11 protein-coding genes are annotated in these 12287 nt (G+C 42.5%); 3 read left to right on the top strand and 8 right to left on the bottom strand.

Features of this window, described 5'->3' with window-relative positions; translation table 11 throughout:
- Nucleotides 1–4 precede the first annotated feature (4 nt).
- Nucleotides 5–1303, bottom strand: coding sequence for an ABC transporter substrate-binding protein (locus BP97_RS0117825; protein ID WP_028550308.1), 1299 nt, complete (start codon nucleotides 1301–1303; stop codon nucleotides 5–7).
- Nucleotides 1304–1427: 124 nt separating this feature from the next.
- On the opposite strand from BP97_RS0117825, the gene BP97_RS0117820 reads away from it, so the two are divergent.
- Nucleotides 1428–2273 (top strand): AraC family transcriptional regulator, encoded by an 846-nt coding sequence (locus tag BP97_RS0117820; protein ID WP_036746114.1) that lies wholly within the window; start codon nucleotides 1428–1430, stop codon nucleotides 2271–2273.
- Nucleotides 2274–2381: 108 nt separating this feature from the next.
- On the opposite strand, the gene BP97_RS0117815 is transcribed toward BP97_RS0117820, so the two are convergent.
- The gene (locus tag BP97_RS0117815) at nucleotides 2382–3953 is read right to left on the bottom strand and encodes an FAD-dependent oxidoreductase (protein ID WP_028550306.1); all 1572 of its coding nucleotides are present in this window, start codon (nucleotides 3951–3953) and stop codon (nucleotides 2382–2384) included.
- 224 nt (nucleotides 3954–4177) lie between these two features.
- Between BP97_RS0117815 and BP97_RS0117810 the strand changes: the two genes are divergently transcribed.
- Nucleotides 4178–4549 carry a MerR family transcriptional regulator gene (locus BP97_RS0117810; protein WP_028550305.1) on the top strand — a complete coding sequence of 124 codons (372 nt, stop codon included), beginning with the start codon at nucleotides 4178–4180 and terminating at the stop codon, nucleotides 4547–4549.
- A gap of 3 nt (nucleotides 4550–4552) precedes the next feature.
- Nucleotides 4553–4870, top strand: coding sequence for a thioredoxin family protein (locus BP97_RS0117805; RefSeq protein ID WP_028550304.1), 318 nt, complete (start codon nucleotides 4553–4555; stop codon nucleotides 4868–4870).
- Nucleotides 4871–5025: 155 nt separating this feature from the next.
- Here BP97_RS0117805 and BP97_RS0117800 read toward each other — a convergent pair whose 3' ends face one another.
- From BP97_RS0117800 to BP97_RS0117775, 6 genes are all read right to left on the bottom strand, one after another.
- On the bottom strand, nucleotides 5026–5955 hold the full coding sequence (locus BP97_RS0117800; protein WP_028550303.1) for a tyrosine-type recombinase/integrase: 930 nt from the start codon (nucleotides 5953–5955) through the stop codon (nucleotides 5026–5028).
- A 239-nt stretch (nucleotides 5956–6194) separates the two neighbouring features.
- Entirely contained in the window at nucleotides 6195–7130 is a 936-nt protein-coding gene (locus BP97_RS0117795) for an aminoglycoside phosphotransferase family protein (RefSeq protein ID WP_028550302.1), read from the bottom strand.
- Nucleotides 7131–7243: 113 nt separating this feature from the next.
- A complete protein-coding gene (locus tag BP97_RS0117790) occupies nucleotides 7244–8383 on the bottom strand; it encodes a toxic anion resistance protein (protein WP_028550301.1) in 1140 nt (379 codons plus the stop codon).
- A 21-nt stretch (nucleotides 8384–8404) separates the two neighbouring features.
- Complete coding sequence (locus BP97_RS0117785) at nucleotides 8405–10093, bottom strand: vWA domain-containing protein (RefSeq protein WP_028550300.1); 1689 nt, start codon at nucleotides 10091–10093, stop codon at nucleotides 8405–8407.
- A gap of 12 nt (nucleotides 10094–10105) precedes the next feature.
- A complete protein-coding gene (locus BP97_RS0117780) occupies nucleotides 10106–10843 on the bottom strand; it encodes a hypothetical protein (RefSeq protein WP_028550299.1) in 738 nt (245 codons plus the stop codon).
- 341 nt (nucleotides 10844–11184) lie between these two features.
- The gene (locus BP97_RS0117775; RefSeq protein ID WP_028550298.1) at nucleotides 11185–12138 is read right to left on the bottom strand and encodes a carbon-nitrogen hydrolase family protein; all 954 of its coding nucleotides are present in this window, start codon (nucleotides 12136–12138) and stop codon (nucleotides 11185–11187) included.
- Nucleotides 12139–12287: the final 149 nt, after the last annotated feature.

The raw sequence follows: 12287 nt of genomic DNA, 5'->3' as shown, positions 1-12287 counted from the left end.
CCCGCTACTTCGCTGTTGCAGCCGTTTCAATGTTTTTATTGGCTTCCTCCTCAGCTTTCCTCAATGCGGTGTTGATATCCTCGCTACCGGATAAGACTCGGGACAGCGCATCATTCACTGGCTTACTGGCCAATCCTTCATATGCAGAAGGTGCGGGTCTTGGCGCGAATCCAGTCTTAAAGATGGCTTCAAGATTCTTTCCTTTCACGCTAGCGAAATTTTCTCCGAAGTGTTGAAATACTTTATCGCTGCGTAACACAGGAGCTCTTCCAATTTTGGCGAACTCGGATTGAACTTCCTCTGAAGAGGCAATATAGGACATGATTTGATACACCAGATCTTTGTGCTCGCTCATCTCAGACATGAGCATGACATGTACATCCGTCATCGAGTGAATTCCAGGTTTATCTGCGAACATTGGCGAAGTAACCAAATCCCAGTTCAACGGATTTCCCGTTTTATGAGCTTCCTCTAGTGGAATCAAACCGTCCGTCGTCCAATAATCGTACATCGCAAGCGTGCGGTTTTTGAAAAAAGCATCCGAGTTGGCCTTGCCCAAATCCATACCTGGAATCGTTTGGATCTGCTTCAAAAATTGAAACAGCCGTTGGTAATCGTCGGAATTAACCGCAGCTTTATTCGTTTTCGGATCGACTTGCAGAAGAGATAATTGTCCTGCAAGATGCGACAGCCCTCCCGGCTGAAGTCCCATGTAAGGAATGCCTTCATCAGTAACTGTCAATTTGCGGGCAAGCTCTACTGCTTGCTCCCAGGTCATATTATCCGTAGGGTAAGGAACGCCAAACCTATCGAAAATATCTTTGTTGTAAAACATTACCTTAGGGTTTTTATACATTGGTAAACCGGCAAATTGGAATGAAGGGAAGCTTTTGAACATGTCCATAACAGGCTTATCAAAATTGGTACCATCGAACTTATATTTTTGCATCATGGGTCCGATATCGCCGGCAACCTTCAGTTCGATCAAATCTGGAATAGAAGCATAAGAAGTAATGAGCAGGTCTGGAACATACCCCGATGTTAGTCTTTCCCTGTAATTTTTTTCGTTCAATCTCTCCAATGTCACGTTAGGAAATTTCTTTTGGATCGGCTTGACGAAGATGTTGTCCCACTGCTCGTCGGAGAATGTAATAATGCCGAGTACCTTTAAATTGACGGGTTTGAGGGAGCTTTCTTGTTCCATTCCCCGCTCCTTACTGTTACTTCCTTCTGTTGGAGTGCAACCTGCAGTCGTTAATACAATCCATACCGCAATTAATAACAAACCGAATGATCGAACCATATCCCTTCCTCCCTTTCAGCTTATAAACCTCTCCTTTCACTCCCATTCTAAAGATTCTGTTGTATAATATCTTTGCATAAACCACTTAAAGTTCCTAAAAATTTACCATAATATGGAGGAAATTATGATTCTGATCCATCACAATCGACTTTTGAAGCATTATTTGTCCAATATGCAAACGACGGTTACGTCTGCCAGTATGGTAAGAGTTCCGCGCAGTTGGGGAAATATGAGTTTTGTTCCCGAGCTTCATAAATTTTATTTTATTTTGGATGGAGAAGGATGGCTTAGCATCAACGATCAAGAATTCAGTCCCCGAGCTGGGCAATTATATTTGATTCCTTCGGGAATTCGGGAAGGGCATGGGACCATCAGCGATCATACGTATTTAAAATATTTTTGCCATTTTACGGCGTCCATCGGAGATTTGAGTTTACTGGATGTATTACAAACACCGTTTTATATAGAAGTTAGCGATATGGAGCGAGTAAAAAGGCTATTTCAGGAGCTTGTCCATTATTTCAGGAGTCCTGATCTTATTGCCGTCTGGAAAGTGAAGGCGCTTCTGTTCGAGCTGCTGCATTACTTTTTCGAACAATCAGGAATTGAGAAGGTACATCTTGCTGGAGCGTTGTCTCACGAGAAGATGGAGCTCGTCGTACAATATATAGAGGATCATCTGTCAGAGCCGATTACAATGAACGAACTCGTATCGTTGGTTCACATGAATCCTCAGTATTTCAGCCAATTATTCAAATCGATGCTAGGGTTGTCGCCCGTTCAATACATTCATGAATTAAGGATGGAGAAGGCAAAAAAACTGCTGACCTCCACCTCCTTGTCGGTTACGGACATCGCTTCAACGGTAGGAATCCAGCTTCATTACTTCAGCCGTCAGTTTAAAAATCAGTTTGGCTTTTCACCCTTGCAGTATCGAATGATGTTCGGTGTTATGTCAAAAGAAGGCTGAAAAAGATCGCTCTCCTCATTTCCCTGTTTTACCAGGTGGAGAGCGATCTTTATTAGAATATAATGATTCTTGCAACTGTAAATCATGTTAACTCTAAGTGAGGATCGGTTACACAGCTCCTATCTTAGGCCAAGCCAATTCGATCCCATTCGCCGTAAGTAAAGCTTGAAGTTCTTTGAGCTTCTCTGCGTTTGCGCGAACCTCACTGGGGTTCATGCTCTGGTTCAAACAAAATGCTGCTGTATAGCCTGCGGACTCCCCTATATTCCATTCAACCGGATGAAGTCTGTAGCAACCATTCGTAATATGGGTCGTCCCAATATTTTTGCATGCAGCTAGTAGGTTCGTAACCCGTTTGGGAATCAGACTACCCAGTGGAATCTGAAAAGGTACCGAAGAAATGTCCAGGAAATTGTGTCCCCGCATAGTTGGATGCAAATCAATTCTGTAACATCCGATTCCTACGCTGTCTGGGAACTCTTCTGCCCCCTGCTCGTCTCGTATTGCAGCACTTACATGCTGTTCTAATACCGTGAATTCCGCCTTTATCCTGCGCGATTCCCGAATATACGGCCCCTGAGCCATTCCATCAGTAGTCCCGACAACATCTGGACGCAGCCTCAGTCCCGGGTAACCCACTCCCCCGTCAGGCCGAGGAGCTTCCGTCTGCAGCCAGTATAACAAAGAAAAGCTCAACTGTTTCGCTTGGTGCAGATGCTTTTCGACCAGTGATTCAGGCACATCGTAGATGTTTCCAAGAAAGTAATCATTCTGAGCCCAGTTGACTAACGAAATATCTGACGGATACGTTCCGGATGTAAAATTCGCTTGATCCACAATACGACGATAAACATACAAAGGATATTTATCTGTACCGGGAAAAAGAGTTTCTTCCGTCGGTTCCAGCGTTTTGGGATCTGGTGATACCCAATTCAGCTGCGGGTTTGGCCAGAATGGCGCTTGAAAAGTACGCCAGAACTCATAATCTTTGGGTTTATCAATCACGTGATTTTCACCTTCGAAATAGTCCATGGCGAAGCAGTAAGTAAATGCTTGGATATCATAAGGATCAGCAGGACCCTCCAATGCATGTGGTTCGCTTGTTTCTTGTCTCGATTCTGCCCCGGTTACGTATTCAACCTCCGCAAGAGGCAGCACGTCCCCGCATTCCGTTGCATCAAGAAAATAAGCTGCGTGGACAGTCAGTGTCTCCCCATTTTCGTGTTTTACGGAAACGGCTTGGATCTTGTTACCTTGTGTATGTGCTTTTGTTATTTTACAACGTGTATGAACGGTGAGTTTCCCGCTGTTGATGAATGGTGCGAGCATCTGCTGCAGCACGGCATGCATGACGCGCGGTTCAGCGCATAGCCGGCTTACTCCGCCGTTACCGGGATTCAAATAGTATGCCGAACGCCCATATTCCGATAACAGATAGTTATGATGGTAATAGCTCCTGACCTGGTCGCGAAATTTTCGATAGCTTCGCGTACAGCCGAATTGCTCAATCCACTTATGCTCATCAGGTGGAACAGCCTGACTCGTCAACTGACCGCCAATCCAATCGTATTCTTCGGTCATGTACACTTTCTTTCCCAAACTGCATGCGGCTAGCGCTGCGGAACAACCTCCTACCCCTCCGCCTATAATGGCAATATCTGCTTGGATATTTTTTTCCATGTTCATCATTCACCATTTCCCTCCTTTAGGCATATTTGTTTAATTAACCCTATTCTTCTAGACGTAAACTAGTTTTTTATGTTGCAATGTATCTGCAGAACCACAAAAAGACTTCCACATTGTGATCTAATGTCTCCGGCATTTTTATAATAAAACCACTTGACCCTCACATTAATGTCAGGGTTTATAATGAATGTGTATCGTCCGAAAAGGAGGTGCTTTGTATGAAAATCGGGGAGCTGTCAGCCCGTACAGGGGTTAGCATTAGATCGTTGCGCTATTACGAGCAGCAGGGTCTACTTACTCCAGCCCGCCATGGTAACGGATATCGGGAATATTCGCCACTCACAGAAGAACAGGTGCGGACAATTCAGTTATATCTGGCCCTCGGGCTGTCAACAGAGCAGATTGCTGGCTTTCTGCAATGTGTCTTGAAGAACAAGGAAGCATTCTGTCAGGAAGTGCTCCCCATTTACCGTCAGAAGCTTGCGGAGATTGATGATCAGATTCATCTGCTGCAAAATATCAAGTTGAATTTAGAGGATCGCATCCGCTCCATCTTAGATGAGCGACAAATTGACGATAAGGAGGAATGAGCTATGAGCATGAAAGTTAACAATGATACATCTTTTCGAAGAATGATACGCGAACAAGGGGTGACGCTCGTCGAATTTGGCGCTTCTTGGTGTCCTCCGTGCAAAGTGCTGCTGCCAATTCTCGAAGAGCTAGACCGCGAGTATGGGGAAAGGTTATCGTTATTGAAAGTGGATTGTGATGCATCGCCTGAGGTAGCTGCCGAGTACGGAATTATGTCGATGCCAACCGTCATTGTGTTCCACAACGGAGAACCCGTTGAAAAGCTGGTAGGGCTTCGGCCGAAAAGTGTGTACGAAACGCTGCTCTCACGTTACTTATGACTGAATTCTTCGTCACATGGATTAAACAGCATCATTAAATGCAAAAGCCGCCTTCACGGGCGGCTTTTTGCGATTTATTCTCCAGAACAAGAAGAAATCTCGTGAATTGCATATCGTTTTTCATCGGCTTTGTTTAGCCACTCATTGCCAAGAGCTTATAGTGAAACTTGACTGCGGAATTTGGGCAAATAAGGTACGACTCGGTTCATAGCTTCTTGTTTTTGCTTATCACCAACGTGCGTATAAATTTGAGTAGTTTGAATACTTGAATGCCCAAGTAGTTCTTGTAAAGTCCGTATATCCGTCCCTGCGATTACCTGCTGAGTAGCAAACGTATGCCTTAGCTTGTGACTACTTAGCGCTTTTCCCTGAAGCTCGCTATACTTCTTTTTGAGCACTGAGAAGTTGGCTTCAGCAATTTTTTGAATCATTCGAATGGTTATCCGCCGACCAAACTGAGAAATAAAAAAAGCTTGCTCCGTATCCTTTTTAGGTTGAATACGTTCTTCGAGCGCTAAATTGAGAATATAAACCAACTGCTCCGGAAGTGGGATTGTCCTCCATTTTCTCCCCTTACCATTAACTTCTAAAACGTTGGTCGATTTTTTGAAATCTGAAATATTCATTTTACTCAATTCACTAACGCGCAGTCCAGCATAACTCATTAGAAGGAACATAGCTACGTTTCTAATTTGATATTTGCCTTCGATGGATTCTATAAAAAGGGATAACAGATTTTCCTCAAGGTAGGAAGGCATCTTTTCTTTTTCAATCCTTGACTTTTTTATATGCAATGCGGGATTATTCGAAACATACCTGTGCTCTACTAAGGCGTTGTAAAATGTGCGCACAGATGATAAATATCGGTTCCTTGTTGAGTCGCCTGCTCCACGCTGCCGTACTTTAGTAAGGAATCGCATAATATCGATGGATTCAATTTCTGTTATTGCCTTTGGCGCAATCGATTCTAAAAACTGTCGCGTATCGCCAAGATAAGCTTTTTGCGTTTGGGAAGTAAAGCCTTGGTCTTTCATCCATATATCAAAAAAATCCAGTAGATCATCATCGAAATAGGCATGGCCCATTCTAAATTTCCTCCTCTCTTCGCTCTCTAACATCAATGTAGAAGAAATTTATACTATAATTATAGTGATATCTAGTTTTATTTGCACTAAAAAAATCGTTCAAAACCTAAATTACAAGATCTTACAATGTTGTCCATGGGGACAATAAATCTGCTTCTTCTATTCGAAGTGGCTAACCCTGGTATATTCCAAGCCGCGGAGCTATTGCTAAATTCGAGCTGTACAGCTTTCAATTACTTCTAATCCATTATCCTATTAACGACTTGTTTTGCAAACGCAGCAAAGGGTTCGACCAGGTCAGGTCTTCGATCAATAGCCCACCTGAGTTTATCGAAAGCTCTTAACAGCAGCAAATGTTTCAGGGCAGTAAGCTCTTTTTCACTTATCCCGTAACCGTCTAAAAATGTTTTGAGTTCGTCAACATTCGGCCTTTCATTTAGGATTTGGCACTGTATCATTTGGATAATATCACCATGTGGTACCACACTTACTTCTGCACTGCCCCAATCCAGTAATATAACTTGGCCTGCCTGACTGACAATCGTATTCTTCAAAGAGATATCTCCATGATTTAAACCGAAGCGGAATGTTTCTTTCTTCAAATTCTCGAACAGTTTTCGCACTCTCTGCGATTCCTTCTGAGTGATTACTCCAAGCTCAATCAATCGATCATACTCTGTCAAACTATGGATATTATACTGCACATACCCCTCCCAACTGCCGTCTGATCCCGGATGAGAAGGTGACTGAAACACACCACGGACTGGATCAATCAGATTTTCTCCGTATCCTTTCACTTGAATCGAGTGAATAAGTTTGGCGTATTCGCCAAGTTGCTTCCAAACATAGGACTTGCGAATCGTACTATCTAACCCGTTATCACCATCAATAAAAGATTGAATCATATAAGCTGTTTCATTAACTAATCCAATGGACAACACCCTAGGTCCAGGAATGCCAACTGCAGCTGCCTGCTCGATACACCATTTTTCTTTAATAAAGCTTGGAAATGTACTTGAATCGTTCATACGGACAACTACTTTACGACTCTCCGTCTCAACAACGCAAACCTTATTTACGGTGCCTTTACCTACGATCTGGTATGATGTTTTCACTTGTTCTAGCAGAAAATAGCCCGCAATCCGTTCTGCTTGTATTACTACAGAGTCCTCCATTCGTTGTATCCTCCTTCAACAAGCTCAGAAACTTATGTTTGATAAAAGAAAAAAGTGCGGCCAAGTAGAACATGACCGCACTAATTCTGGCAGGATCTAATTCTTTCTAATGATTAAAGACCCAACATATTCCCTTTCTCTAACCGCAGAATCTGCTTCTCGCCAGCATCCGCCAATGTTCGGAATTGATCGATCGTTTCACGCATCTTAGGAAGTGCTTCTTGCTTATACATGCTAATAGAATCGAAAGCAGACAATACGTCAGTAAAGGCCTGTTTCAATGTCTCTACCGAAACACTAGTTTGCATAGCTTGTTTTTGTATTGCAACCCCTTGCTCCTTCAACATCCTTGACGTACCTGCGATAATATCATTCGTCGTTTGGTTCAAGAGGTCGATCTTTTTCAGAACGATTCCTTGATTGTAAAGCGCGCTTGCTACAGTTACAGCAATTCGCAAAGCAGAAATAGTAACCGTATTAGCCCTATCTACTCCACGAATGAGCTCTTTATTGTTACGAATTATAACCTCGAAAGCCATAATGCCCTGTTGATTCACAGCCAACATTTGCTGCATATCCATTAAGCGCTGACGCAAAGGAAATAACACTTCTTCTGTGATGAAACGGATTTTATCTGGATCCTCGTTACGCAGTTTCGCTGCTTCGATTTGCGCTTCAATGGACTCATCCATTAACATCCCCAGTTGAATTTCTTTTCTAAGTTTTTTAGTCAATTCCCTGACTTCCTGTTGTTCGATTTCAAGGGTTGTGTTGTCATTTTTGAGGGTCGATTTCCCCTTCTCCAAAGAAACAACAATATCCGCTATCACCACGTCCGCTTTTTCATATTTAAGGAAGTACGCACGCAACGGATTGAACAATTTTCCAAGGAGACCTCTCTTTGCAAAGTCAACTACGCTCGGGTCCAAATCTTTTAACTGAGTATGCAACTCGGCAAGACCCTTTGCTATCGGTCCCCCCTCGTCGCCAATTTTTGAAAGATTTCCTACAGAAACCTGCAGCATTGTATTTTTTTTCGAGGACATTCTCATTGTATTCAAGCCATAGGTGTCAATAGACTGCAATATTTCTTTCTTCTTATCAAGCGAATCAAGATCTAATGCCATAATGATCGCAACATTCGCATCCGCTGCCTCCTTCAGCTTTGCTATCTCCTCAGGTACAGGCTTTACCTCTTGCTCTATCACTTCTTTAATTACTTCCGTACTTACAACTTCCATAGAAAATGACATGCCAATCCTCCTTTGGTTACACTACATTTGGACATTAAATAAATTGCCTAGCTTGTAGACCACATCATCTGTATCTGCATTAATACTTGCTGCTTCATTGATGCTTGAAATACTTTGAAGTGCCTTTATGTTTGCGTTGTAGCCAACAGTGTAAATAGGGATCTTGAAAGCCTCGACTAACCCTTTAATGTCATTTAATGAATGGCCCTCATTTGTTTCTCCATCACTAAGGACGAAGATGATAGGCTTAACATCGGGGTTGGCAGCTACCTCATCTTGAAGCATCTTCAACGCTACAATAATGGCATCAAAGGTGGCCGTGCCGCCACTAGCCTGGAGACTATTCACAGCCCCGACAAACATAGACTGCTGGGAAGTATCGTATTTACCGATAGGCAGCTTTATGGTTACGCCACTTGAATAAGAGACAAGACCGATGCTATTGCTTTTACCTAAATATTTTTGACCTTTTATCAATGATTCCTTCAATCGGTTGATAGGCGTTCCCGCCATGCTGCCCGAAACATCCGTTACAAAAACCGCTGCAAGGGGCTTGCTACCGTCTTTCTTTTCTTTCCAAACCTTTTGCGCAGATGACAGAAGGTTACCATCGACGGGTGCGAGTTCGGATTTGTACTCCTCTAGACTGTTAAAGCCTTTTTGTTGTGCCGCCTTTTGATATTTATCCTGCGTTACGAATTCCGAGAATTTAGAGAGAATTTCTGATTTGTTTTGCGAAAGATCGCCCAATGCATATAATGGACTGTCATGCCTTACACCAAATGGGGTAAAGACAAAGCCAGATTTCAAGTCGGCTGTATTGACATACGTCTGGTATTCCAAAACAAATCCATCAAGTGCACCAGACTTAGCCGCGTCCCTCATCTGTATGGTTGTAGATGCAATAAATGGTACGTTAGATTGAAATTTTTCAAATCCTTGAACCGCTTTATCACTCAAAATATTCGAACTGTCGAACGTGCTGAGCGCGGTTACAAGAAAATTCAACCCAGTGGAACTGGCAAAGGGATCGGTATAACCCATGGCAAGTTCGTTATTCGCAATAGCATCCGTAACGGTTTTTACATTCACCGAACCATATTTGCCCACTATAGCATCATATTTAGACTTAGTTATAACAATTCCAGGAACGTTACCTGTGAGACGCTTGGATACGAGCTGCGTCTTGACCCCGCTGGCCTTGACCATTTCTCCCCACAATTCATTTGAAGGGGTAAAAGCGTCTGGAACATATTTACCGGATTTAATATAATCAGCAGCAGTGCCGGAAGCAATATTGCGAATTTTTACGGAAGCAGATTTGCCGTTTACCATGATATTGGCTTTGTTAAACTCCGTTGCTACCTCAGTCAACCAACCGTCAACGCCAGTCCCTGACTTCTCAGTAGACGAGAAAATTTCAACAAAATTATCCGTCGTGTTGTTTACGGTTATAGGGAACTTGGAAATATCAGGCAAGGATGCCGCGACATCTATCGGGTTAAGGTCTATTTGCCCCTTCACGGGTGTCTCGGTTGCAACGGAAACATCAGAGTAAAGCTTTCTTAATTTCTTTGCTGCATCTTCAGAAGTAATTTGTGCTTTTGATTTTCCAAAATTTGAAGTTAGACTTACTCCTGCATATACCATGATAAATACGAATACAACCATAATTCCTGAAACCAGAAAAAATTTACTTCTTTTTTGCATTCTTAGCACCTCTTACTGTTTGTAATGTTTTGTTTGTTTAATTAAGGAGTCTATCTCCTGCATACAAGGCATCGCTTCAATATCCCCAGGCTCCAAGCTATCTAGCCGAGATATTTCCAATATCAGCTTATCTAGCTTTAATAAGATTTCTTCGTTCGTAGAAAGAGAATTTTTGATGAAATTCATATACTCGTTATAAACTATAGTTCTCTCTTGAAGAATCTTTGGGGATAATTGTGTTGATTTCTGAACGATGACACTTTCATACTCTGCCTCATCAAAAACATGAAGCCTGTTCAGAACACTTCTTAAATTAAGATAAAATAGCTTTTCTACCTCTTGAGTCACGGAAGTAAACTTTATGTAACTTAACTCCGTGGATTCAAATCTCTGATTTAGGATTTCTAATAAGGTGTCTTTCTTTTTTCTAATTCGTTCCAGCTGCCTTAACGCAAGAGTGATGTCTGACTCCAACACTTTTACTTTTCTGTAGTGAGTCAAAGCCTCTACATAGTCCTCATATGTTTTGATCTGTTTTACGGGTAACGCTGCGGGCGTTTTAAATAGCAATGCATAACTCCCGTAGAGCAGCACAAGCACACTTGCAAATAATACAGTTACTCCAACTGCAGTTTCGAGAGGGCTGCCACCTATCTTTACTCCAATAAATCCAGGAGAAAGGACTAAGATATTCACAACGACCACACTGATAATTAGTCCCATTAGCTTTATGTATTTTGTAATATTCAAATGTATTCACCTCCTATGGGTACTACGCAGCTAATCATTCCAGGATCCTCTTGAATTAGACAAATTCTGCTAAAAGCACCTACCCTGTCTATTTTACCAAAAAAAGTTATCATATTGTTGTTTTTTGACTATATTGGGTAATTATAAATATATTCCACCATGTACTACGCACCATCATAAGAATTGTATTCAAATTGTAAAAAAAATAGGCAAAAACATCACCCTGGACAATCCATTCCTGGATGATACATGAACTGCATGAACCTTCTCCCCTACATTCTTGAACGGAAAGAAAAAAAACACGACCACAAGGCCGTGTCACATAATATAATGTAAAGGATCTACAGCTTTTTTGACCGAACAATCTCTTGTTTATTATCGTTAATGACCAATTGAAATATATCCGGGCGACTGTAATGCCCAACAACATCAAAATCGAAACGGCTTTGGATGATCTCACTAAGATCTAATGTTGCGATTAAAATCCCTTCCTCATTATAGAGCGGCTCAACGATGTAGTCGCCAAGCGGGCCGACAATGGCGCTTCCCCCTCTGCTGAGGATGTCGGCATCTTCCTTAATGTCTTCATAACATGCCAAGTCCGTGGGATAAGACGCCTTGGTTACATACTGATTGCAGGAAATGACAAAGCAGCGGCCTTCACAAGCAATATGCCGTATGGTAGCTTGCCAAGTATCGCGAGCGTCCGCTGTAGGCGCAATATAAATATCGATTCCTTGTGCGTACATGGCCGTTCTCGCTAGTGGCATATAATTTTCCCAGCAAATCAATCCGCCAATTTTACCGAAAGGCGTATTGAAGACACTCAGCGTACTACCATCCCCTTGTCCCCATAGAAGTCGTTCGGAGCCTGTAGGAACTAGCTTTCGATGCTTGCCCAGAAGCTCCCCATCCGGGCCGATGTAAACAATCGAATTAAATAACGTGCCGGTACTAAATTCTTGATCCCGCTCTACAACGCCAATAACCAGATAAACCCCAAGCTCCTTTGCCAGTTCACCAAGAGTCCGGGTTTCGGCTCCCGGTATTTCGATAGCGCTTGCCCAATAACGTTCCCAATCTTTTCTCCCGTCTGCGGTGCGGCTTCCGACTCGTGTTCCAAAACTCAGTCCTCGTGGATAGCCTGGCAAAAAGACTTCAGGAAATACGATCAGTTCTGCCCCTTGATGGGTAGCTTCCTTCGTCATGGAAGCAATCTTGTCCAAAGCAGATTGTTTATTGAACAATATGGGAGCGGATTGAACAACAGCTACTTTTAAATGATTTTTTCTCATCTCAATACACCTCACCGTATAAAATTTGGCAATGAACCCAAAATAAATCCTATTTGATTACTATGATAAATGAAATGAGCAGCAATTAAACCATCCAAAAGGAGAAGAAATCGGACCAGCCAATTGATTCATTCTTGAACCATCCAAGT

The organism is Paenibacillus sp. UNC451MF (genome assembly GCF_000686845.1).
In the GTDB taxonomy this organism is placed as follows: Bacteria; Bacillota; Bacilli; order Paenibacillales; family NBRC-103111; genus Paenibacillus_S.
The sequence above is the reverse complement of the archived record's forward strand: the minus strand, read 5'-3'. Positions and strand labels throughout refer to the sequence as shown.

Bases quoted from the DNA above. Each gene is read 5' to 3' on its own strand.
- BP97_RS0117795 (WP_028550302.1), bottom strand. From the start codon at position 7,130: ATGGAGGACTCTGTAGTAATACAAGCAGAACGGATTGCGGGCTATTTT.
- BP97_RS0117815 (WP_028550306.1), bottom strand. From the start codon at position 3,953: ATGGAAAAAAATATCCAAGCAGATATTGCCATTATAGGCGGAGGGGTA.
- BP97_RS0117800 (WP_028550303.1), bottom strand. From the start codon at position 5,955: ATGGGCCATGCCTATTTCGATGATGATCTACTGGATTTTTTTGATATA.
- BP97_RS0117785 (WP_028550300.1), bottom strand. From the start codon at position 10,093: ATGCAAAAAAGAAGTAAATTTTTTCTGGTTTCAGGAATTATGGTTGTA.
- BP97_RS0117820 (WP_036746114.1), top strand. From the start codon at position 1,428: ATGATTCTGATCCATCACAATCGACTTTTGAAGCATTATTTGTCCAAT.
- BP97_RS0117810 (WP_028550305.1), top strand. From the start codon at position 4,178: ATGAAAATCGGGGAGCTGTCAGCCCGTACAGGGGTTAGCATTAGATCG.
- BP97_RS0117775 (WP_028550298.1), bottom strand. From the start codon at position 12,138: ATGAGAAAAAATCATTTAAAAGTAGCTGTTGTTCAATCCGCTCCCATA.
- BP97_RS0117825 (WP_028550308.1), bottom strand. From the start codon at position 1,303: ATGGTTCGATCATTCGGTTTGTTATTAATTGCGGTATGGATTGTATTA.
- BP97_RS0117805 (WP_028550304.1), top strand. From the start codon at position 4,553: ATGAGCATGAAAGTTAACAATGATACATCTTTTCGAAGAATGATACGC.
- BP97_RS0117790 (WP_028550301.1), bottom strand. From the start codon at position 8,383: ATGTCATTTTCTATGGAAGTTGTAAGTACGGAAGTAATTAAAGAAGTG.